Origin of the sequence: Winogradskyella sp. (assembly GCF_965228925.1) — a bacterium.
Taxonomy (GTDB): Bacteria; Bacteroidota; Bacteroidia; order Flavobacteriales; family Flavobacteriaceae; genus Winogradskyella.
Window position 1 is genome coordinate 4,487,376 of record NZ_OZ245845.1, and the last position, 23,532, is coordinate 4,510,907.

Here is a 23,532-nt window from a genome sequence, read left to right on the forward strand (position 1 = left end):
AACATGAGATTGAAACTTATATGCGCATTCTTCTTTGCCGTTACCATCAGCGCATTAAGTGCACAAAGCACTGCGTCTGAACAGGTTACAATGTTCATTATCGCAGCACCTCAACTCGATACAATCAAGCAAATTTGGGTCTATCTCCCTAAAGATTATCAAAATTCTGAAAAACGCTATCCTGTGGTCTACATGCACGATGCGCAGAACTTATTTGACGATAAGTCTTCCTATGTTGGTGAATGGCATGTCGATGAATATCTCGATAAGCAAGATGATAAAGAAAGCATTATTATTGGTATCGAACATGGTAATGAAAAGCGTATTGACGAATTAACGCCTTATACACATGAAACTTATGGAGGCGGAAAAGGAGACGCTTACATCAGCTTTATAAAAAATACCTTAAAACCTCATATTGATAATACATACCGAACCAAACCCGATGCTTCTAATACTACCATATTTGGGGCGTCTCTTGGTGGTTTAATCTCTTTTTACGCTATTGTAAAATATCCTGACGTATTCGGTAAAGCTGGTGTGTTCTCGGCTTCATTTTGGTTTAGTGAAAAAATTTACGATTTGGTTAAATCTACAGCGATTCCAGAATCCTCTAAATTCTTCTTTCTAATTGGTGAAAAAGAAGGGGATTCAATGGTTCCCGATCAGGACCGTATGGTAAAATTATTAAAATCAAAAGGAGTGAAACCTAAACAAATGGAAAGCCATATCATTAAAGATGGCGAGCATAACGAAAAATTGTGGTCCACAAATTTTGGAAAAGCCTACCTATGGCTTTATAATTAAAGGTAAATAGCATGACGAACAACGACATATTTAAAAAACTACGGGTTGCCCATAAGCTCAGGGATGAGGATATTGTAAACATATTAGCACTTGTTGATTTTAGAATTTCAAAAAGTGAACTCAATGCTTTCTTTAGACGGGAAGACCATCCTAAGTATATGGAATGCGGTGACCAAATTCTCAGAAATTTCCTTAATGGATTAATCATTCATTTAAGGGGGCCAATGCCAAAATCGCAAAAAAAGTAGGTCAAATTTATCAACATCGTAAAAATCAATCATTTGTTTCTTCATTGAATTATTATCTAATAACTTGCATTACTATAATTGATTAATAGATGTTTGGAACCTCACAAAATGTTCAATCACTTCGCTCTTATACAAGCGAAGAAATTGAAGCCTTAAATCAAAGGTATAGAGCATTAGCACCCATAGACCGTATAAAACAACTCTATATAGATTTTGATATAGCTGATGTGATGTTAACAAGCTCTTTTGCCGCGACTTCAGCATTTTTACTAAAATTAGTATCTGATGCTAATCCCAAGCAAGAGGTGTTTTTCATAGATACGGGGTATCACTTCGAGGACACACTTAAATACAAAGCACAGCTTGAAGCCAAGTATAATCTGAACGTCACTTCCATTTCGGCCTTAAAGGAAGAACACGAGTTTACTACTAAGGATGAGACCTGGAAAAAGAATCCTGATTTTTGTTGTTCTATTAATAAAGTGCAACCTTTAGAGACTATAAAGAAGAAGTATAAAATTTGGATGTCTGGTCTTATGAAATGGCAGTCCGACCACAGATCGACCTTAGATATATTTGAAGACCGTGGTACGATATTAAAGTTTTATCCGCTTGTAGATATTTCAAAAGAAGCGCGTGACGCGTTTATTAAAACACATAATCTACCTTTTCATCCTTTAGTAGCAAAGGGATATCATTCCATTGGCTGTAAGCACTGTACTGTACCAGGTGAAGATCGCAGCGGACGTTGGAATAATAATCCTAAAACAGAATGTGGCTTGCATCTATAGGATTAGCTAGAGCTATCAACTAAGATTCTTAACACCTGCTTCATCAACTGATTTAAGGAGACTATCTATAGTTTTTCAAATGTAAATCGGTCAACTCGTCAGCTTATAGGATACATTCAACTGTTTCTAGTAAAATAGATATATCATCATTTTCATATTTGTATTGTTAATTTTTAAATGAAATACTTATGAAAAAAATGATCATATATGTAATGCTATTTGGTTTATATGGATGTCAGAAAACCAATTTACCAAATAATGCAGAAGAGCTAATAGCCCTAAGCATAGATAATACTTCAACCGGTGACCAATGGAACCATATGCATTCGGCTTCAATACTATTGAATAGAACAACAAAAATATCCGGTAATACAGTGGAGAATTCAAACTATAAACAATTTTTTAAGTATCCCGGTAAACAAAGAAATGAAATATACACCAATGGAAAATTGACATCATCCATATATTATACTCCCAAAAAGAATCTCATTATCAGCTATAACAATGATAAAAAAGGGTTTACAGATATTCCCCATAAGCCTATTTATAAATCCCCACTATTTGAAATTAAAGCGACTCTAAATTATTTAGTGTTATCAGATACACTCATAGGCTTAGAAAATTTTTATAAGCTAACAGATACTGTGAATGGTCATAAATACTTATTTGATTGGATGGACTATTTCTTAGTTTTAAGAGAGACTAAAACTAATTATGGCTGGCAAAAGGAAAAATTTGAAAACTATCAGAATATTGACGGATATATGATACCTAAAAAAATATCAAGGTCTATTCCCGAATCCCAATATGTCCAAGAAGATATCATCGTTGATATTAAAATTAATAATGATATAGATGATGACGTCTTTGTCATAGATGAATCTGATAGGAAAATTGTCCTAGAAAAAGAAATGCCCAATTTTAGCTTTCAAGATTTTGATAATCCCGACCTTAAAATCACAAATAAAAGTTTAAGGGGCAAAACCGTTCTATTGGATTTCTGGGCAACTTGGTGCGGGCCTTGTATAAAAGAGATCCCTAATATTGAAAACTTGTACAAACAATATAAAGACAAAGGGTTTGAGGTCGTCAGTGTATCCCTAGACAAAAATAAAGGTCTTGTAGAATCCTTCAGAGAAAATCAATCCGAGCTTCCTTGGAAGAATGCTATATTGACCAAAGGTTTTAAGGATCCACAATCCATTACTATGGAAGTTAGTTCGCTTCCAAAAGTGATATTATTTGACCCTAACGGCAAAATTATAGCTATAGATGAACAGGCTAAAGGTGATAAATTAGCAGCTAAACTCAGTTCAATTTTTAATGATAGCTCAGATTAGTCAATGCCATAACTTTCAAACAAAAAAAGAGCAACACTTGGTGTTGCTCTTCATATTGATAATCAAAAACCAATGTTAATTTGATTTTAATATGGTTACCGGTAATTTAAAAGACCTACTATAGCCTATTTCTTTTGTGTCCACTTTCTTATAGTTTAATCGACCTTTGATATAGTCTTCTACGGCTTTGCTTTTCGTTTCCACAGATAATACAACCATCTCATCGTTTTGGTTTATGGCTATTTGTACTATGGCCTTAGTGTCTTGACTTAACTGAAAATCTGGGTTCTTTAAAAGCTTTCCTATGGTTTCAGTAACTTCATTTGGTTCGGATTTTTTGATTGGGTTGGTGCTCGCCGAGATAGCACTGCTAAACGTAATAGCTACGACTAGCACTAACATTTTTAATGTTTTCATAATTATTTTCGTTTATAAGATTGATACCTAAAAGACGATATTTAATTACAGATGTTACAGTCGTTAACATTGTTTAACGTTGATTGGCAGATTATTAACAATAGGGAAACAAAAAAAATGCGCCCTTTAGGCGCATTTATAATTTTAGATACTAATTTATTTATGAGAGTACTTCCTGCACTTTATCAGCAGCTTCTTGGAATTCTGTAGCGCTCAGTACATCCAAACCAGAATTATCGATCAGTTCTTTCGCGATATCTGCATTGGTACCCTGTAAACGTACAATAATTGGTACACTGATATTGCCAATATTTTTGTAAGCATCAATAACTCCTTGGGCAACGCGATCACAACGTACGATACCTCCAAAAATATTAATCAAAATGGCCTTTACATTAGGATCTTTTAAAATAATATTAAAAGCCGCTTCTACTCTAGCTGCGTCAGCCGTACCACCAACATCCAAAAAGTTAGCAGGATCACCACCAGCTTGCTTAATCAAGTCCATAGTGGCCATAGCCAAACCTGCACCATTGACCATACAACCTACATTACCATCAAGATCCACATAGTTTAGTCCAAGAGAACCAGCCTCGACTTCAATTGGGTTTTCTTCTCTTAAATCACGAAGCTCCGCTAAATCGCGGTGTCTATACAAGGCATTATCATCTAAAGTTACTTTAGAATCTACCGCCATAATCTTGTCATCACTAGTCTTTAAAACTGGATTGATTTCAAATAAAGACGCATCCGACTTCACATAAGCTGTATATAAGGCAGATACAAATTTTGTCATCTCTTTGAAAGCCGCACCTGATAAACCTAAATTGAATGCTACACGACGTGCTTGAAAAGGCAATAATCCTAATGCCGGATCAACCTCTTCGGTAAAAATCAAATGCGGTGTCTCTTCAGCCACCTGCTCAATGTCCATACCGCCTTCCGTAGAATACATAATCATGTTTTTACCAGTACCTCTGTTTAATAGCACAGACATATAATATTCCTCTGGTTCGTTGTCCCCTGGATAATACACATCCTCAGCAATTAAAACTTGGTGTACCTTTTTACCTTCAGCTGATGTTTGAGGCGTGACCAAATTCATACCTATGATTTGTCCAGCAAGCTCTTCAACCTCTTGAAGGTTTTTCGCCAACTTAACACCACCACCTTTGCCGCGTCCACCAGCGTGAATTTGTGCTTTAATCACATGCCAACCCGTACCTGTTTCAGCAGTTAATTGTTTTGCCGCATCAACAGCTTCCTTAGCATTATGGGCAACAATGCCACGTTGAATGCGTACTCCAAAACTGCTTAGTAATTCTTTTCCTTGATATTCGTGTAAATTCATTTGTGATCAGAGATTTATTTTGTTGTGCAAAAATAAACATACCCCAAGTTTAAACCAATTTTTTTTTATGCTGATTTTTCTTAGATTGGAAGTCGTTGTTATTTAGTTCTTGTTCAAATTCTTTATAATAGAGAAGGCACTATCCACGAAGGTATCCTCAACTACAATGGTAAACTCATTGGTCGTAGAAATGACCTCGTAAAGGGATACATTTTGCCAGGCCAAGCGCTTTAATATCTGATAATACAAACCTGCAACTTTGGTGTTGTGCTTTGGCAATACAAGACTTATTGCCGACAAATTTTCCTTAAGCGCTATACAATTCTCATTTTTAAAGCTCTCTAGAACCGCCTCCTTCTCTGAACTGGAGATAATAATATTGCTCTCTAAAATACCTCTGGTAAACGTATAAAAGATATGGCTTTTGTTCTTAATTGTATTCAGAATAGCAGCTTGGCTATCAATTAGGGTATTAGAGTTTCTAAACGTAAAATCACTTAGGTTTGAGCGTAAGGTGATATCCCCTAATTGTTCTAGTAAGGCATTCAGTCCATAATACGGTTTACTAACAGTCAGCCTATCCTTATAACGCCGCAAAGCCATCATAATAGCACCAGCTTTTACAGGCTTGCCCAAGGTTTGGGATACGTCGTCTTGAAGAACATCGGCCAATGCTGAGTAGTTGATGATGCCTTTGGATAAGGCCTCTTCCAAAAATGGCTGTTCCAAAACAATAGCCTCAACACAGGATGAAATAGTTTGCATTTGTTAATTATTTAACAATTTGTGCAAAATTAGTAAATATATTGCAATTAATTTCATGTCCTATATCGAAAGCCTATGTTTGCATCTCAATTTTGAAGACGACTCATGGATAATAAAACCTTATTACAGATTACCAAGGACTATGGAAGTCCTGTTTACGTATATGATGCTGAACGCATTACATCGCAATATCAACGGCTTACAAAAGCATTTCGCAATGTAAAGCACTTAAGACTTAATTATGCGGTTAAGGCACTATCTAATATTTCTGTATTAAAGCTATTTAATACATTGGGCTCTGGATTAGATACCGTTTCCATACAAGAGGTGCAACTGGGACTCAAGGCAGGTTTTAAACCAGAACATATCATCTTTACTCCAAATGGCGTATCCCTAGAGGAAATCGAAAATGTAGCCAAGTTAGGTGTTCAAATTAATATCGACAACCTATCTATTTTAGAACAGTTTGGTACCAAGCATCCTAATGTTCCTGTTTGTATTAGAATAAATCCTCACGTTATGGCCGGTGGAAACACTAATATATCGGTGGGACATATTGATAGTAAATTTGGTATTTCCATCCACCAAATACCGCTATTACTGCGCATTGTGGAAAACACGCAAATGACCATTAATGGTATTCATATGCACACCGGTAGCGACATCTTGGATATAGATGTGTTCCTCTATGCGAGCGAGATCCTATTTGAAACCGCCAAAAACTTCCCAAACCTTGATTTTATTGATTTCGGTTCGGGTTTTAAAGTCCCTTACAAAGCAGGAGATATCGAAACTAATATCGAAGAATTGGGTAAAAAGTTGTCCAAACGATTCAATGAATTCTGTAAAAACTACGGTAAGGAATTGACCTTGGCTTTTGAGCCTGGTAAGTTCTTAGTGAGTGAAGCGGGTGTATTCTTGGCAAAAGTCAATGTGGTAAAGCAAACGACCTCTACTGTTTTTGCTCAAGTTGATTCTGGTTTCAATCACCTTATTCGGCCTATGCTCTATGGCTCTCAACATGAAATCGTCAACATTTCAAATCCTAAAGGAAGGGAACGTTTCTATTCTGTTGTTGGCTATATCTGCGAAACCGACACTTTTGCCAATAACAGACGCATCAATGAAATTAACGAAGGGGATATTTTATGCTTCAAAAATGCCGGAGCCTATTGTTTTACTATGGCTAGTAATTATAATTCACGTTATAGACCTGCAGAAGTATTGTTCTACAACGGCAAATCGCATCTCATTAGAAAACGTGAAACTTTTGATGACATTATTCACAACCAAATAGAAATTGCTATATAAATGTTAAGCGTTGCTAATTGCAGCGCTTTTTTTATACCTTTAGCCGTCCTCAAGTCTTTTAATTAAAGACACATGTCATCAATCAAATCAACCAGAATTGAGTCCATTGATATTCTTAGGGGTCTTGTCATGGTTCTTATGGCATTAGACCACGTTAGAGATTACTTCCATATCAATGCGTTTACAAGCAACTATCCAGAGAATATGGAATCCACAAATATGATTCTTTTTGGCACACGATTTGTCACACACATTTGTGCACCAGTTTTTGTGTTTTTAGCGGGTACCTCTGCCTTTTTATATGGACAGAAAAAAACAAAGGGACAATTATCAAAGTTTTTAATCACACGCGGATTATGGCTCATTTTTGTAGAAATTGTCGTCAATAATTTTCTTTGGTGGTTCGATCCGTCCTTTGGATTTACCAATCTTCAAGTCATTTGGGCTATTGGTATCTGTATGATTGCGCTTGGTATCCTAATTTATCTCCCTAAACGTATTAGTCTAGCCTTAGGCCTACTCATCGTTATTGGTCATAACGCCTTAGACGGTATTGTAATGAAAGGCGATAGTCTAAAATCTATTTTTTGGTATTTCTTACATCAATCCAATGGTATAAGCTATGCCGAAAACAGGTACTTATGGTTCTCATATCCTGTTCTACCCTGGATTGGAGTCATGCTTCTCGGCTATTGTTTTGGTGAACTTTATAAAAAGGATGCTTCGGTTAACATTAGATTGAAGAGGTTGCTCTATATTGGAATAACGTGCATCCTATTATTTTTTGTTTTGCGAGGTATTAATTATTACGGTGATCTTACGCCGTGGTCCTATCAAGCCACTACAGAAAAAACAATCATATCCTTTTTTAATGCTACCAAATACCCGCCGTCGTTAGTTTATCTCCTAATGACTTTGGGCCCTGCATTGTTATTCCTTTACGGTATTGAAAACATCAAAAATGGTCTTACCAATTTTCTAGTCGTATTCGGTCGTGTTCCGTTTTTCTATTATATCCTGCACATCTTGGTCATTCATCTAGGAGCGCTTATTGGGCTATTGATAACAGGTAAAAATTGGAAGCTTATGATTTTAGATAATGAAACCATGGGGTCTGGCGTGTTACAAGGCTATGGCTATTCGCTTGTTACAGTATATATCATATGGATTACAATTGTTTTAATCCTATATCCATTATGTAAAAAATATATGTTGTATAAACTCAATAATAAAGACAAATGGTGGCTAAGTTATTTGTAAATTTAGGACCATTCAATTTAAACCAATCTTAATATATGAAATCATCTTTCAAAATTCAATCTCAAATCACTTACCTCGTATTTTTATTATCTACTTTTTTAGCTTTTTCCCAAGGTACTCGATTGCTCAGACAGCCAGATATAAGCGCTACTCATATCACATTTACCTATGGAAGTGATGTTTGGATTGCAGAATTAAACTCCAGCGAAGCTAAACGTTTAACATCCACAGCAGCAGTAGAATCTAATCCTAATTTTTCACCCGATGGCAATTGGATTGCATTTAGCTCTAATCGCGCGGGAAGAAACAATGTTTATGTTATCTCAAAAAACGGTGGAGAACCGAAACAGTTAACATGGCATCCAAGCGGATCCACGGTAAGAGGTTGGACGAATGATGGTAAACATATCCTTTTTGCCAGCGGAAGAGAAACAGCGCCAAGAGCCTATGATAGATTATATACTATACCCGCGGAAGGAGGTGTTCCAAAATTACTCACAACGCAATGGAGTCATGATGGTTCATATTCCCCTGATGGGAAGCAATTGGTTATAGATAAAATGGACCGTTGGGATGTAGAATGGCGAGCCTACAGAGGTGGGCAAAACACGCCGCTTATCATTTTAGATTTAGATAGTCAAAATGAAGAATTACTACCCAATGAACGCACCACCGATGTTCAGCCCATGTGGTTGGGGGATAACATATATTTTCTGTCCGACAGAGATTTAGTTTCAAATATTTGGTCTTATAATCCCACAACAAAAGCCCTAAGTCAAATCACCAAATTTAAAGGTTCAGACGTCAAATGGTTAAGTGGTTATAATACTACATTAGTTTATGAACGCGACGGTTATTTGCATACACTGAATCTTTCAAATAATAAGTCCACACAATTAAATATTAAGGTCGTGGGCGATTTTCCTTGGGCCGAAACGAAATGGGAAGATGTATCGCGTTCCACACGTTCTGCATCGCTTTCTCCAAATGGAAAACGTGCTATTATGCAATCCCGTGGCGATATATTTACAGTTCCCGTAGAATTTGGCGATTCTAGAAATATTACCGAATCTTCAGGAACAGCAGATAGACGACCTATATGGTCACCCAAAGGGGATAAAATTGCTTGGTTCTCCGACGCCAACCGAAAGGGATATGCATTAATGATTTCTTCTCAGGATGGTTTGTCTAAACCTGAAGCTATTTCTATAGGAGAATCCAAACTTGGTTGGAATCCCACCTGGTCTCCTGATGGAAAACATATTGCCTTTGTCGATGATGACGTTAGGTTACGCTATGTCAATTTAGAAACCAAAAAAATTAAAACTATCGATATCGGAGGCACTAATTTAGAACGAGGAAGAATAGCACTAATGTGGTCCCCTGATAGTAACTGGATTGCCTATACAAAGTCGGCATCAAACAACTTTAGACAGGTTTATATTTATTCCTTAAAGAACGATGAAACGAAAGCCATTACCGATCCATTTGCCGATTCCTTCTCACCTGCATGGGACTTGAATAAAAAACAACTTTACTTTTTAGCCAGTACCAATATTGCGCTGCGTTCTGGTTGGGCAAATACAAGTTCAATGACAGCCGACCCTATATATGCAGCTTATGTGATTAATCTTGATGCCAATGACGACTCTCCTTTTAAACCAAAAAGTGATGAGGAAGAGGTCAAAGAGGAAAAAGATGATGATGGTAAGAAAGAGGATAAAGAAAAAGATAAAAAAGGTACCAAAGACAAAAAAGAAGATGCCGATAAAGCTATGGTCATAGACTTTGATGGCATCGGTAGAAGGACTTTGGCCTTACCTATGCCATCTAGAAATTATGGCTACATATTAGCTGGTCCAAAAGGCTCTATGTTTATTGCTGAGTATATTCCTAATGGAAGAGGTGCAACACTCCATAAATTTGATCTTAAAAAGCAAAAGAGCAAAGAATTTGCATCTGGTGCTCGTTCTGTTTCGATTACATCAAATGGTAAGCACATGCTAGCCAGACTCAATGGCAGTTGGAAAGTTGCAAAAACTGGTGGTGCCGATGCAAAAGGTGCTAAAAATCTAAAGGTCAATCTACAGATGAAATTAGATCGTTCTGCAGAATGGGAACAGATTTTTGAAGAGGCTTGGAGATACGAACGCGATTATTTTTATGACCCCAATATACATGGTCGCGATTGGAAAGTTGTTTATAAACGTTATGCACCGTTGGTACCGTTCGTGAAACACAGATCTGACTTGAACTATATTTTAGATCAAGTGAATGGTGAATTATCCGTTGGGCATAGTTTTGTGTTTGGTGGAGATTACCCTGATGTCGAACGTTCTAGAACTGGCTTACTTGGTGCCGATATGCAACCGAATAATAATCGATGGCAGATTAAGCGCATTTATACTACGGAAAACTGGAATCCAGGGTTATCTGGGCCATTAGATGCACCCGGGCTCAATATTAAAGAAGGCTATTATATTGTAGGGATTAATGGGAATGAAATAAATGGGAATGAAAACTTCTATAAATACCTAGACGGCACCTCTGGTAAACAAACCATTCTTCATATTAATGACAAGCCCGAATTTAAAGGGCATTGGACCGAGGTTGTAGAACCGATTCGTAGCGAAAATTCTCTGAGACAACGCACTTGGGTTGAGGACAACCGACGATTAGTGGATAAATTGTCTAATGGGCGTTTAGGTTATGTTTGGGTGCCAAATACAGGAGGTCCAGGTTTTGTCTCCTTCAATCGCTATTACTTTGCACAACAAGACAAAGAAGGTGCTGTTATCGATGAACGCTTTAATGGCGGAGGTTTATTAGATGATTATATGGTCGATTTAATGACTAGAAGTCTTAGGGCTGGTTTAACCAATGAAGTTCCAAATGGTATACCCATGAAACTTCCTGCTGGAATATTAGGACCTAAAGTCTTGTTGATTAATGAACTTGCTGGCTCTGGTGGTGATTTCTTCCCATGGGTATTTAGACAGCAAAACGCTGGGAAATTAATCGGAATGCGCACCTGGGGAGGCTTAGTAAAATCCTCAACACATTATGCATTAATTGACGGTGGAGGATTAACAGCACCAGACAATGCCGTTTTCGACCCAAATAAGAATGAATGGATTGCAGAGAATAAAGGCGTAGCACCTGATATTGAGGTAAGACAAGACGCCAAGTCCCTATCTGAAGGAAAAGATCCTCAACTTGAGCGGGCCGTTGCCGAACTCATGAAGCAACTCGGAACAAAGAAAGCTGTTAAAGCGCCTAAATTTTCAAAACCAGCTAAAGGAAACTAATCAGAACTAACTATTTTAAAATGAAGACAAATTTTAAATATTCAATACACCTATTTTTCATACTGTTGTTCAACCTTACCGTTTTTTCACAAGATAAAAATGATCCTTCACGTTGGACACCAGAAGATATTATCAATACAGAATATATGCGGTCTGTATCCATATCGCCTGATAATACCATGGTCGTTTGGACCAAACGAAAAGCAGTTAAAGACAAGGACCGTTTTGTTTCAGATATTTATTTAACGCGATTAGATCTCAAAAAAGAGGAGGCCTATAAAACCATACAACTGACCAACGGAAAGGACAACGACTACAGCCCTATCTTTTCTAAAGATGGCGAACACATTTATTTCTTGTCGTCTAGGGAAAAAGGCAAAAAATTATGGAAATTGAGTATTTACGGTGGTGAGGCCAAAGAAGTCAAGGAATTTAAAAATGGCATTTCAAATCTTCAATGGAAGGACGACAAGACACTTTTGTTTCAGTCTAATGACGGTAAAACGCTCTATGAAACCAACAACGAAGAAAAAAAGGACAATGTGATTGTGGTTGAGGACTCGCTTAATTGGAAACCGAATCATGTTTATGCCTTTAGTCTAAAAGACAAATCGATAAAACGACTCACTTCAAATAAAAAACCTTTATCGGGTTATAGAATATCTAAAGATGGTAAATGGTTGATTTATGGTGAACAGCGCAATATTAGTTACGCCTCTGATGCACAACGAGACCCCTATCAATACTTAAAAAATCTAGACACCGGAACTACCACAAGGATACTTTCGGGTTTTGGTTATCCTACGTATAGCTTCAGATTTACCGACGACCACAAAGGCTTTTACTTTTCATCAGAATATGGTTCTAACCCAAAATACAATGGTTCTGGAATTAATGAACTCTATTATTTTGATTTACAGTCGATGAACCATACTAAAGTGGATCTGGATTGGGATTTAGGTCATGCTGGCGGTTATCATGTCGTTGGAAATGATATTATCGTCTCTTTGGCCAATAGAGCCACCCGACGGTTAGCCTACTACAAAAAAAACAACAACTCCTGGACTAAAAAGAACATCGATTTAGGAGCTAAAAACGATCATGTATCCATAAGTTCGGTGTCTAAGGACGGGACTAAAATTGTTTATGTGTATTCTACAGCTTCACGCTTACCCAGCTTTCTTATTTCGGACTTAAAGGAACATAAGTTCTCTAACGAGAGTGAATTAGTGAAACTCAATAAAAAGCTTTCAAAAAAGCCAATTACCAAAAGTGAAGTTATGGTCTGGAAAGGCTACAAAAATGAGGAGGTTACTGGTATTCTTTACTATCCTGAAAATTATGTTGAGGGCCAACGCTATCCCTTAATGTTATCCATTCACGGTGGACCTGCAAGTCAGGATTTAGATTCATGGTCCGAACGATGGAGTACCTACCCCAACCTTTTGGCCCAAAAAGGCATGTTTGTTTTAAAGCCCAATTATCACGGTTCTGCTAATCACGGACTGTCTTATGTAGAGAGCATTAAAGAGAACTACTACGAACCAGAAATGGAGGACATTATTAAGGGCATAGACGTATTATCTAATGAAGGTAAAGTCGATAAAAATCAATTGGGTACTATGGGCTGGTCTAACGGAGCTATTATAACGACCATGTTGACCGTTCGCTATCCTGATATGTTTAAGGTTGCAGCTCCAGGAGCTGGCGATGTCAATTGGACTTCTGATTATGGGACTTGCCGATTTGGAGTGAGTTTTGACCAGCATTATTTTGGTGGAGCCCCATGGGATGACGTTAATGGTAAATCTTATAACGAAAATTACATTCTGAAATCGCCCCTATTTGAAATTGAAAAAATAAAAACCCCAACCATCATATTTCATGGAAGTGCAGACAGAGCGGTTCCAAGAGATCAAGGATGGGAGTACTATAGAGGTTTACAGCAAGTGGGTAAAGCTCCTGTTCGCTTTCTATGGTTTCCTGGACAGCCCCATGGCTTAGGGAAGATTACCCATCAGTTACGAAAAATGAAAGAAGAGATCACTTGGATAGAAACCTATTTACTCAATAAGCCAAAAACTGAGAACGAGGCCTTTAAAAAAGGGAGTCCATTAGATCAAATTATAAAATTACAAGCTGTAAAAAACACCAATGGTCTATATGGAGAGTTGGTTAACGGCGTATTAATCCCTGAAACCGTTAGCGTTAAAAAAGATTCTATTGCTGTTGGAAGGTTTGAAGTGACCAATGCGCAGTTTAAAGCGTATGATCGAGATCACACTTATGACACTGGTAAAGATAACCATCCAGTTGTTGTTTCCTTAAATGACGCAAGGGCTTACGTCAATTGGCTTTCCCAACAAACTGGTGCGACCTATAGATTGCCATCAGCTAAAGAAGGCAAAGCCTTTCATAAATCAGCTAAAAAAGTAGCTTCTAAAGAAAACACATTAAATTATTGGGCTGGATACAAACTTGTTCCTAGTGACTATGAAAAGTTAAAGCTAAAGCTAAGTAGTACAAAGCCCTATCTACTGACTGAGGTAGGTAAATATAAAGCTACAAAAATTGGTGATGCCTTGGTATATGACCTCGGTGGCAATGTGGCCGAATATTATGACGATGGTACTTATGGTTATTGTGCCTATGATTATGTAGACCTAAACACTACCGACTCGGTTGAAAGCGCCTATGTTGGAATTAGATTAATAAAGGACTAATGAATGGATTTGACATCGTCTTGGTCATCGCTATTATCCTCTTCGCCAGATTAGGAGTGCGCCTAGTGTCTAGGTATATCAAAATGAAACAAGAGCGTAAGGACGAAAACGAATAACAATAATGATAAGTATTTTCAGAAAAATCAGAAAAAAGTTCTTTTCAAACAAGTTGAGTAGTTACCTGCTTTATGCCATCGGCGAAATCGTCTTGGTAATGATCGGTATTCTACTAGCGTTACAAGTCAATAATTGGAATGAAGAACGAAAACAAAACATACAGCTTAAGTCCATTTTAAAAAAAGTAAGAATAGATTTAGTCGCTGATACGTTGCGAGCAAAACCCATTTTACAATTCTATGACTCGATCAACAAATACAGTACTAAGGTCATCAATAAGGACTATGACGCAAAGACTATTCAGTCCTGCCTGCTGTGCCGCAGTCTTACGACACTCTATCAGCCATTTGTCGTTCAAGATAAAGGCTATAATATGTTGAAAAACTTTGAAGAGTTAGAAACACGGAAAAATGATAGTCTCCAAAATACTATTCTTCAGTTTTATAAACAGATGACCGATATGTTGGACCAGAGTAATGAGTTTGTAAAGTCCGAAACCTTAAAGAATTTAGATTACTTTAAAAGTCAACCTTGGTTTGTCGATTGGATGCAAGGTCGCTTTACCGAAGACATGAAGGACTATTTTGGTGAATCTGTTGACTATAGAAATCGGGTGGCTTCAAACTTTATTCTTGCCAGTCAGAATCACGCCAATTTTATTAAGGTGCATAGGGACAATGCTGTTGAGTTAATTGATCAAATAGACGACCGATTAGAATCAAATTAGTTGCTTTTAAAGCTCAATTTTCTATAGCTCAAGACTAAATATCCCTGTAAAAGGTTAAGCCGTTACCGTATAAATCATAAAACGCAAACTCTTCGGTTCCCCATGGGGTTTTCTTAAGCGCTGTCTGCTTATGGAATACATCTTTTGTTTTGTATGCTTCGTACAATTGAGCAATATGCTCTACATAAATTCTGAGCATTGGTCGATCTATGCCTGTAATCCATTCGTTCTCGTCATGCCACTGTAAATGAATTTCAATAGCGTCTCTTGAGACGCCTGCGTAACCTTTATCGCTTGTAGTATCCGTAAAGGCTAATTTAAAGCCCAACTTATCTACATAATATTCGACTGCTTTAGACACGTCTTTAACAGGAAGCACGGGGTGAATTTGTTTCAGATAACCTCTATTCATTTTTGCTTAAATATTTATATTTATAAATGTAATTAAAAATTGAATCTATGATACTTAAGAAAGGGCCTTTAATTGCATTTGTGGTTCATCTCTTTGTTGGATTAAGCTTTGGTCAGACTATTGAAACCCATAAGCATATCACTAAAGACTCGGTGTATTTAGACTACATCAATCCATTTTATGCCCCACTAGAATTGAATCTATCCCCCTTGGATTCTACGCAATCCTATATAAATGTTAATCCTTATGGGGTTTTAAAGCATAGAGACACGCTAAAAAATGCATTAGCAATTCCCTTGAGCAAGGTAAAAGATACAGCTGTCATAGACTCAAAGCTATACCTTAAATTTAAAGGAAGTTTTGGCGATCCAAATAGTAGTATCGACGAAAATTATCGCTATACACTACCCTATCCCAAAGGCAAGAAATACAAGATTGTGCAATCATTTGGTGGAAAGTTCTCTCACAACAAACCACACTCCAGATATGCCATTGACTTCGGCATGAAAGTGGGTGATACCATTACGGCGATAAGGGATGGCGTCGTATTCTTTATAAAGGAAGATTCCAATGAGTATTGTAAAACCAGAAAGTGCGTAGACAAAGGGAATAAAATCTTAATACTTCACGACGATGGTACAATGGCACACTATGTACATTTAGATTTTGAAGGCGCCATAGCCAAGGTTGGAGATCGGGTAAGTGTTGGACAGCCCATCGCTATATCCGGGATGACCGGATTTACAACAACACCCCATTTACATTTAGTCATGTATAAATCGGAAGGCCTCTCAATCCCCTTTTATTTCAGGGGACAAAAACGCAAAAAATTAAAGCAAGGTAAATATTACAAGAGGACCAAATAATTACTCTCTTACCTTACCCGAAAAGTGACTAATCTTGGGATTGATAGGGTTTCCTGTGGTTCGTCTGTAAATCACAATTTGACCACAATGCCAAATGGCGTCAGCGATTGGTCCATTAACCTGATTCCAGAATGGAATTTCGCGCTCTCCAAAAATGATCTTATATTCTGAAATATCTTCACTTTCCCTTAAAATATCGGCTGCTGTTTTAAGATTTTTTAGTGTCTGTGCTCTCATTTCAGGGTACGACAAACTTTCATCAACGCTAATATTAGGTTGCTTTAAAGTTGAATTCACAATAATTTTGGATAAATCATAAATATGGGCAATCGTCTCTTCCGAAGAGCGGCTCTCTTTATTCGCTTTATATGCTAAGTCTTTAGCTGTTAGACTGTCTGTAGCCCAATAAAACCGGAATCCCAAAGCATCAACCATACGTGCCGCCACAGTGCCAGCCGTAAACTCCTCTGGATAATCAGGAACTTCGTAATAAGGTAGTTCATCCTTTTGTCCAAAACCAAAAGCTGTGGACAAACTTAGCATTAGAAATAGTATTTTTCTCATTGAATTTTTAGTTAGTCTTTAATTTCCTTTTCGTCAGTAATGGTCTCTGTACCATATTTATCTATTAAAAATACCAAGGAGGTCATAGTGGCCGCCCCTAAGGCCAACTCACGCTTATTGACATGCTCAAAGGTATCGTTCGCAGCATGGTGGTGATCAAAATAGCGCTGCGAGTCTGGTCTTAAACCGGCTAATACTATATCATCACTTTTTAATGGTCCAATATCCGCCCCACTACCTCCTTTTTCGAAGTAATGAATGAGGTAAGGCTTAAATAAGGGCTTCCAGCTTTCTATTTTAGCAAACATCAAATCACTGCAATCAAAACTAAAACCCCTTGGTGTAAAGCCACCTGCATCACTCTCTAAAGCGAAGATGTGTTTTTCTCCCTTTTCTTTGGCGACCTCGGCATACTTTCTCCCTCCGCGTAATCCATTCTCTTCGTTCATAAACAATACCACTCTAATACTTCGTTTTGGTCGGACACCGCTTTCACTTAATAAACGTAAGACCTCCATAGATTGTACCACTCCTGCACCATCATCATGTGCGCCATCACCGAGATCCCAAGAATCTAAATGACCGCCGACAAGCATATATTCGTTTGGGAATTCGCTTCCCGTAATTTCCCCAATGACATTATGAGACAGTACATCATCGAACTTCTGACAACTCATTTCAAAGAAGAATACCAAGTCCTTATCCTTTTTTAGAGCCTCACTTAGCTTTACGGCATCATTGGTGCTAATCGCAGCAGAAGGAATCCGCTGCTCAACAGGTAAATCGCCATAAGCCATACTGCCCGTATGTGGATAGTCATCTTGTCGTGAGCTCAAAGATCTAATAATAGTACCAACTGCTCCGTATTTTGCCGCTTCAGCCGCACCTCTGTAACGCTCTGTAGCACAACCGCCATAAGCCTGAAATGTATTAACGAGTTCTTGCTCCCAAGATCTATTGATAAATACAATTTTACCTTTAATCTTTTCCTCGCCTAGAGTCTCTAAATCCTTATAGGTCCCAACCTCTAAAACTTGGGCTTTTGTTCCGCCGTTTGGTGTGGCGACAGAACCTCCTAAAGCGCAGATATTCACTTTTTGAAGTTGTCCCTTAGTCTCAAAATAACCCATCTCCTTCTCTCCCCTTACCCATTTAGGAACCATAACAGGCTGCAACCATACCTTGTCCAAACCTAATTTTTCAAGTTCTTTTTTAGTGTATTGCACAGCAAGTTCGGCATTAGTAGACCCTGACAAGCGGCCTCCGATGGTATTAGATAGATAATCTAGCCATTCGTAGCTTTTGCCCTTAGTCAATGAGGTCTCATATAGGGTTTTTAAAATCGCTTCATCCGATTGGGCCTTCATATTCCCAGAAAGCATCAAACTTAAGAGCAATACTATTGTCGAAACCGACTTCATTAATTTATTCATTTTCTAATTGTTGTTTGTAGATATGGATATTGGCTTTTTCCTTTGCTGGAAGTTCTGGTTCTCTAATATCCGTATAGGTCTTTAAGGTATCGTATAAAATCTTGGCGACGATATATCGTGCCGTTGGTTTATCATCCGCTGGAATATTAAACCATGGGGCATGGGGTCTAGAACTCCGATTTAAGACATCCTCATAACATTCCTGATACTTGTCCCACAGCTTTCGTTCCTTTAAATCGTCCGAAGAGAACTTCCAATTTTTATCAGGTCTATTAAGCCGTCTCAACAGCCTATTCTTTTGCTCCTCTTTAGACAGATTTAAAAAGAACTTAAAAATAATCGTCCCATTTTCCGCGATGTGTTTTTCAAAAGCATTTATCTCATTAAAACGCTTATCCCAAAAGGCATCATTGACATCATCAACAGATGTTATATCTGGCATATTTTCGTACATTAAATAATTGGGGTGTACCCTTGTGACCAAAACATTCTCGTAGTGGGTTCTGTTAAAAATTCCAAACTTGCCCCTAGCTGGTAAGGCAATATAGTGCCGCCATAAGTAGTCGTGTTTTAGCTCGAGCTCCGTTGGCTTTTTAAAACTATGGGCTACAATACCCCTGACGTTGAATTCTTTAAATACTTCTCTAATTAAACTATCCTTGCCCGCGGTATCCATGCCTTGAATGCAAAACAAAACGGAATACTTGCCATGGGCATACATGGCGTTTTGTATGTCTGCCAAATCTTCACTGACTTCTCTTAAGGCTTCCTTTAATTCTTTTTTGTTTGCATTTAGGTCTATTTGGGTGGGCAAATCTTTGATGTTGATTTTAGATGTAATCTTAAAATCGGCGATGGTAATATCTTTCATAATTCAGAAATAACAGCTAAATATAATGAACATTTTGTAGATTTATCAATGTAACCTCAACCTCCCCTTTAATTGAAATATAAATACAACATGTGTTTGTGTTTTCTAGTGCTGACCTTGGGTTCTATTTCACAGAACGCTAATTCTCCTAAGCCGACCGATACACCTATTCTTAATAAGCCCAGTATAGTCTCTACCCATCCTTATGGTATTTTTTTCTCGAGATGGCAAGGTAATTTTCAGACAAAACCCTTGGGGACCTACAGTTTCAATATCACCCTGGAAAGCGGTAATGTCTGGTCTCCACCCGTAACAGCCTATATACCAAATAATGAAAACGACAGAGCCTTTGTCAGTCAATTCCCGTGGCATGCCAGAGAATTTCGAATAGATGTGAACAGCTTAGATGCCAAAACATTAGAAGTGCAAAACGATGGCGTTATAAAAGGGTTACGCCTAAATTTTAACCTACCTATTAATTCAAAGAGTGAATTAAAAATTGGATTGCGCTCCTTTGTTTTAACGAGAGGAACATTTCCATTTTCAATCATTACGAGTGACGATACTATAGAGTATTTTCATAAACACATTGCTGGTGGTGAAGATCCTTTTGATAGGCAATTATACCCATTAAATGAAGCCCTTATTCGGTACAAAGACCGAAATGACCGTGTGATGACCATAGAAAACGGTGATTTTATTTTAAGTGGATTTGAGTTGAGTTATTACAGATATCCAGTGCGTTTTCTCAATGGCTTTGATTTTAATTACGGCGCTCATATGGGCATCAATACGTCCAAATTCAATCGATCCTTAGATATTGGAGCCTCCGCAAATGTCATGAAACTCTTCTCTTTAAAAAATGACAACACCTTAAGCGCAGGCTTAAGCTTAGGAGGTACGAAAAACAATTTGATCGATTTTAGTGAGGATAATATGGATTTTAATAACAATACCTTTATCGGTTACCTTGAAACCCTTGTTGAGTATAGTTTCCTATCCAAAAATAAACGCACACGTCATAGTTTTGGTGCCGATTTTTATATTCAAACCAGTTTGAATAAAAAAAGTGAATTTGATTATTTGATCCCCACAAAAAATGGTACTTCCCTCAAATCCTGGAATTCTGGAACTTCGAACCTCTATAGAAATAATAATTACTGGACATTGATGTATACGTTTGCCAGAAAAATAGCCACGACTTTCTACATTCAACAAGACCTAACGGTAAATAACAATCCCGATATTCAAACCGGGATTAGTTTATCTTTTAACTTGTGATTATTTAGAAGCAAAAGCTTTGACATCGGCTTCACTCACCTCTTTTCCTCCTAAAATGATTAAACGTTCTACGACGTTCCTAAGCTCACGTATATTACCTGTCCAATCGTAGTTTTGAAGTAGTTTAATGGCTTTATCGGAAAAGGTTTTTTTGGCGTTACCTTGTTCTTGTGAAATCTTATCTGCAAAATAATCTACCAATAAGGGAATATCTTCCCTACGATCATTTAGGGCAGGTACTTCGATTAAAATTACAGCCAATCTATGATATAAGTCTTCTCTAAAATTACCTTCGTCAATTTCTTTCTTTAGATCTTTATTGGTAGCTGCAACAACTCTAACATTGACCTTAATATCCTTATCGCTACCAACGCGTTGAATGCGGTTTTCTTGTAAAGCTCTAAGTACCTTTGCCTGGGCAGACAAGCTCATATCACCTATTTCATCCAAAAAAATAGTACCCCCATTCGCCGCTTCAAACTTACCGGCCCTGTCTTTATTGGCAGATGTAAATGCACCTTTAACATGACCAAACAATTCGCTCTCTATAAGCTCACTAGGTATAGCCGCACAATTCACCTCAATCATTGGGCCTTTAGAGCGTTCGCTCTTTTGGTGCAGCCAATGCGCTACAAGCTCTTTTCCTGTTCCATTTGGCCCTGTAATCAAAACTCGAGCATCTGTTGGTGCCACTTTATCTATCATATCCTTAATTCGGGCAATAGCATCACTCTCACCAATCATTTCATAGTTTTTGCTTACTTTCTTTTTAAGCATTTTGTTCTCTACAACCAGCTCTTTTCTATCTAAGGCAATCCGGACTGCATTCAATAATCGATTTAAGTCTGGCGGCTTGGATATATAGTCAAAAGCACCCAAACGCATCGTATTAACAGCCGTGTCTAAGTCGCCATGTCCGGAAATCATAACCATAGGAATTTCAGGTTTCATTTTCTTCACAGCTTCAAGCACTTCAACACCATCCATTTTTGGCATTTTAATATCGCAAAGCACAAGATCATAATCATCCTTTTTGATTTTCTCTATACCAACTAAACCATCCTCTGCTTCTTCTACCTGATAAGCTTCATTTTCTTCGGTTAATATTTTAACCAATACTCTGCGGATGGCCGCTTCATCTTCAATTATTAATATTTTTGACATCTTTATATTTTAAATTTTAATCCGGTTCTTAAATAAAAAGCATTGAGGTCGTTTAATCTAAATACCTCATCCCTATCGTTGTTACGCAGGACATTATTCAACCTAAAGGTATATCCTACATAGGTATAAGCGATAATATTTTTTGTAAAGCAATATTCATACCCAAGTCCTCCTATAGCTACAGAAAGTGATATATTATTGACTTCTCTATCGTTGATGAGCATGGGTCTTTGAATATTCGCAAAATAACCATCTAGTGATGCAAAGGTCTGCAAAAAACTGTGTGTATTAAAGGCATATTTTAAATTAGACTTTGGCACACCTAGATTAAAAGACCAATGGTCATTAATCTGTCTAAAATAACTCACAAATGGCAACGGAATTGGTAACCCTGCGGTCGTATTATAAGTAAGGCCCAAAACTAAACGATAAGGTCTTTTAATATCTGTTGCATCCGTTCTGTCCTTAATAGCGAAAATACCCCCATTTAAGAATAAATCATCTGAGGTTAGATTATGGGTTAAGGTAGAGGCGATTCTAGGATTGATATTAAGACCTAACCTCCAATCATTTTTGCATTTAAAGGTATAACCCAAGCTTAAATCTATGATGTGCAAGCGATTTATTTCGCTGGTATTAAACGGATAATCTTCTTCCAAACTAAGAATAATTCTGTTGTACTCAGCGCCGACGACTAAGTAATCCTTGTCTTTGATCTTAATAGGGTAGTTTAAAATTCCTCTTAATCTGGTATACCGGTCTTCTGATTTGCTACTCGGTATAAAAGAATATTCAAGGCGCACTAAATCCGTTAATTGTGCTTCAACAGAATGTATACAGCACATAACAAAGATTGCCAAAACTGTATAACATTTAGTAAAGCGTAAAATCATTCCTATTTATTTTCAATAATATGAATATCGCGCTGTGGGAACGGAATTGTGATGTTGTGTTCTCTAAATAGCCTATCGATTTCAAATCGGATATCACTCTTTGGAAAGGTCGCCATAAAGCTATCATTAAGCGTAAAAACTAATTTAAAATTTAAAGCACTGTCGCCAAAATCGGTAAACAAAACCGCCGGTTCAGGCATTTTAATGACGTCTGGATGTGAATTTGCGGCTTGCAACAAGAGGGTTTTAACCAATTGCACATCACTGCCATAAGCCACCCCAACGGATACGCTTTCACGTGTTAACGTTCCATTTTGCGTCCAATTGTATAAAGAATTTGTTAAATACAAATGATTAGGAATGACCAAGACCTTATTATCTATAGTGACAGCGCGTGTTGTTCTTAGTTTAATCTCCTCCACGCGTCCGACCTTGCCATCCAACTCAATAATGTCTCCCACATGAACCGTCTGATCTATCAGAATAAATACCCCAGATATAATGTCCTGAAACAAGGTCTGCAATGCCAAACCCACACCAATGAGAAGGGCTGCTGAAGCTGCGAAAATAGCTGTAACATTAACCCCGACGGAATGTAGGGTAATCAGAAGAATAATCAGATAAATCAGCCATCTAAAATAACCATAAACGACATTGAATTTTCCCTTATCGGCTTCTGGTAAGTTTCTGGTGATAATCCGCAATAAGACTTTTAGAATTACCGTGGTAATCACAATAACGGTGATTACGATAAGAATATCTAAGATTGAAATACTTATTTTCTCGCCAAAATCGACATGCCTGTTAAGAAAATGCGATATTTTCTCCCAAGTACTACTTTCCGTTACTTTTTTTTCAATCTTTTCTAAATCCTGATTCATCC

At 37.5% G+C, this 23,532-nt stretch carries 21 protein-coding genes; 11 read left to right on the forward strand and 10 right to left on the reverse strand.

From position 1 onward, the window contains the following. The first annotated feature begins 3 nt into the window (after positions 1-3). From ACO052_RS18815 to ACO052_RS18830, 4 genes are all read left to right on the forward strand, one after another. Complete coding sequence (locus ACO052_RS18815) at positions 4-807, forward strand: alpha/beta hydrolase (RefSeq protein WP_422105336.1); 804 nt, start codon at positions 4-6, stop codon at positions 805-807. 11 nt (positions 808-818) lie between these two features. Continuing rightward, positions 819-1,055, forward strand: coding sequence for a DUF1456 family protein (locus ACO052_RS18820; protein ID WP_422105337.1), 237 nt, complete (start codon positions 819-821; stop codon positions 1,053-1,055). A gap of 89 nt (positions 1,056-1,144) precedes the next feature. Next, positions 1,145-1,846, forward strand: a complete 702-nt coding sequence (locus tag ACO052_RS18825) for a phosphoadenylyl-sulfate reductase (protein WP_422105338.1) — start codon at positions 1,145-1,147, stop codon at positions 1,844-1,846. 188 nt (positions 1,847-2,034) lie between these two features. Beyond that, positions 2,035-3,186 (forward strand): TlpA family protein disulfide reductase, encoded by a 1,152-nt coding sequence (locus tag ACO052_RS18830; protein WP_422105339.1) that lies wholly within the window; start codon positions 2,035-2,037, stop codon positions 3,184-3,186. Between the two features lie 75 nt (positions 3,187-3,261). Here ACO052_RS18830 and ACO052_RS18835 read toward each other — a convergent pair whose 3' ends face one another. The 3 genes from ACO052_RS18835 to ACO052_RS18845 form a co-directional block, all read right to left on the reverse strand. Continuing rightward, positions 3,262-3,603, reverse strand: a complete 342-nt coding sequence (locus ACO052_RS18835) for a hypothetical protein (RefSeq protein ID WP_422105340.1) — start codon at positions 3,601-3,603, stop codon at positions 3,262-3,264. A 160-nt stretch (positions 3,604-3,763) separates the two neighbouring features. Further along, a complete protein-coding gene (gene sucC, locus ACO052_RS18840) occupies positions 3,764-4,954 on the reverse strand; it encodes an ADP-forming succinate--CoA ligase subunit beta (protein ID WP_422105341.1) in 1,191 nt (396 codons plus the stop codon). 102 nt (positions 4,955-5,056) lie between these two features. Beyond that, on the reverse strand, positions 5,057-5,719 hold the full coding sequence (locus ACO052_RS18845) for a DUF7523 family protein (RefSeq protein ID WP_422105342.1): 663 nt from the start codon (positions 5,717-5,719) through the stop codon (positions 5,057-5,059). A gap of 105 nt (positions 5,720-5,824) precedes the next feature. Between ACO052_RS18845 and lysA the strand changes: the two genes are divergently transcribed. The 5 genes from lysA (at position 5,825) to ACO052_RS18870 (ending at position 15,165) form a co-directional block, all read left to right on the forward strand. Next, positions 5,825-7,030 carry a diaminopimelate decarboxylase gene (gene lysA / locus ACO052_RS18850; protein WP_422105343.1) on the forward strand — a complete coding sequence of 402 codons (1,206 nt, stop codon included), beginning with the start codon at positions 5,825-5,827 and terminating at the stop codon, positions 7,028-7,030. A gap of 72 nt (positions 7,031-7,102) precedes the next feature. Further along, positions 7,103-8,290 (forward strand): DUF1624 domain-containing protein, encoded by a 1,188-nt coding sequence (locus tag ACO052_RS18855; protein WP_422105344.1) that lies wholly within the window; start codon positions 7,103-7,105, stop codon positions 8,288-8,290. Between the two features lie 35 nt (positions 8,291-8,325). Then, entirely contained in the window at positions 8,326-11,598 is a 3,273-nt protein-coding gene (locus ACO052_RS18860; RefSeq protein ID WP_422105345.1) for a S41 family peptidase, read from the forward strand. A gap of 20 nt (positions 11,599-11,618) precedes the next feature. Beyond that, complete coding sequence (locus ACO052_RS18865; RefSeq protein WP_422105346.1) at positions 11,619-14,321, forward strand: prolyl oligopeptidase family serine peptidase; 2,703 nt, start codon at positions 11,619-11,621, stop codon at positions 14,319-14,321. Between the two features lie 121 nt (positions 14,322-14,442). Then, positions 14,443-15,165 (forward strand): DUF6090 family protein, encoded by a 723-nt coding sequence (locus ACO052_RS18870; RefSeq protein ID WP_422105347.1) that lies wholly within the window; start codon positions 14,443-14,445, stop codon positions 15,163-15,165. 34 nt (positions 15,166-15,199) lie between these two features. Here the strand turns inward: ACO052_RS18870 and ACO052_RS18875 are convergent, their stop codons facing one another. After that, entirely contained in the window at positions 15,200-15,577 is a 378-nt protein-coding gene (locus tag ACO052_RS18875; RefSeq protein WP_422105348.1) for a glyoxalase superfamily protein, read from the reverse strand. Between the two features lie 47 nt (positions 15,578-15,624). On the opposite strand from ACO052_RS18875, the gene ACO052_RS18880 reads away from it, so the two are divergent. Further along, the gene (locus tag ACO052_RS18880; protein ID WP_422105349.1) at positions 15,625-16,443 is read left to right on the forward strand and encodes a M23 family metallopeptidase; all 819 of its coding nucleotides are present in this window, start codon (positions 15,625-15,627) and stop codon (positions 16,441-16,443) included. Here the strand turns inward: ACO052_RS18880 and ACO052_RS18885 are convergent, their stop codons facing one another. The 3 genes from ACO052_RS18885 to ACO052_RS18895 are packed head-to-tail and all read right to left on the reverse strand — an operon-like array spanning position 16,444 to position 19,311. Next, positions 16,444-17,007 (reverse strand): hypothetical protein, encoded by a 564-nt coding sequence (locus tag ACO052_RS18885; protein WP_422105350.1) that lies wholly within the window; start codon positions 17,005-17,007, stop codon positions 16,444-16,446. Positions 17,008-17,018: 11 nt separating this feature from the next. Continuing rightward, positions 17,019-18,440, reverse strand: coding sequence for a M20/M25/M40 family metallo-hydrolase (locus ACO052_RS18890; protein ID WP_422105351.1), 1,422 nt, complete (start codon positions 18,438-18,440; stop codon positions 17,019-17,021). After that, positions 18,433-19,311: a PPK2 family polyphosphate kinase gene (locus ACO052_RS18895; RefSeq protein ID WP_422105352.1), complete on the reverse strand. Its 879-nt coding sequence runs from the start codon at positions 19,309-19,311 to the stop codon at positions 18,433-18,435. The genes ACO052_RS18890 and ACO052_RS18895 overlap by 8 nt, the downstream gene beginning before the upstream one ends. 72 nt (positions 19,312-19,383) lie before the next feature. Here ACO052_RS18895 and ACO052_RS18900 point away from each other — a divergent pair, with 72 nt between their 5' ends. Further along, positions 19,384-20,592, forward strand: a complete 1,209-nt coding sequence (locus tag ACO052_RS18900) for a hypothetical protein (protein WP_422105353.1) — start codon at positions 19,384-19,386, stop codon at positions 20,590-20,592. Here ACO052_RS18900 and ACO052_RS18905 read toward each other — a convergent pair whose 3' ends face one another. Genes ACO052_RS18905 through ACO052_RS18915 form a run of 3 tightly spaced genes read right to left on the reverse strand, consistent with a single transcriptional unit; the run spans position 20,593 to position 23,530 of the window. Beyond that, positions 20,593-21,756, reverse strand: a complete 1,164-nt coding sequence (locus tag ACO052_RS18905; RefSeq protein ID WP_422105354.1) for a sigma-54-dependent transcriptional regulator — start codon at positions 21,754-21,756, stop codon at positions 20,593-20,595. A 2-nt stretch (positions 21,757-21,758) separates the two neighbouring features. Beyond that, positions 21,759-22,601: a DUF6268 family outer membrane beta-barrel protein gene (locus tag ACO052_RS18910; protein WP_422105355.1), complete on the reverse strand. Its 843-nt coding sequence runs from the start codon at positions 22,599-22,601 to the stop codon at positions 21,759-21,761. Between the two features lie 50 nt (positions 22,602-22,651). Continuing rightward, on the reverse strand, positions 22,652-23,530 hold the full coding sequence (locus ACO052_RS18915) for a mechanosensitive ion channel family protein (RefSeq protein ID WP_422105356.1): 879 nt from the start codon (positions 23,528-23,530) through the stop codon (positions 22,652-22,654). Between the last annotated feature and the right edge of the window lie 2 nt (positions 23,531-23,532).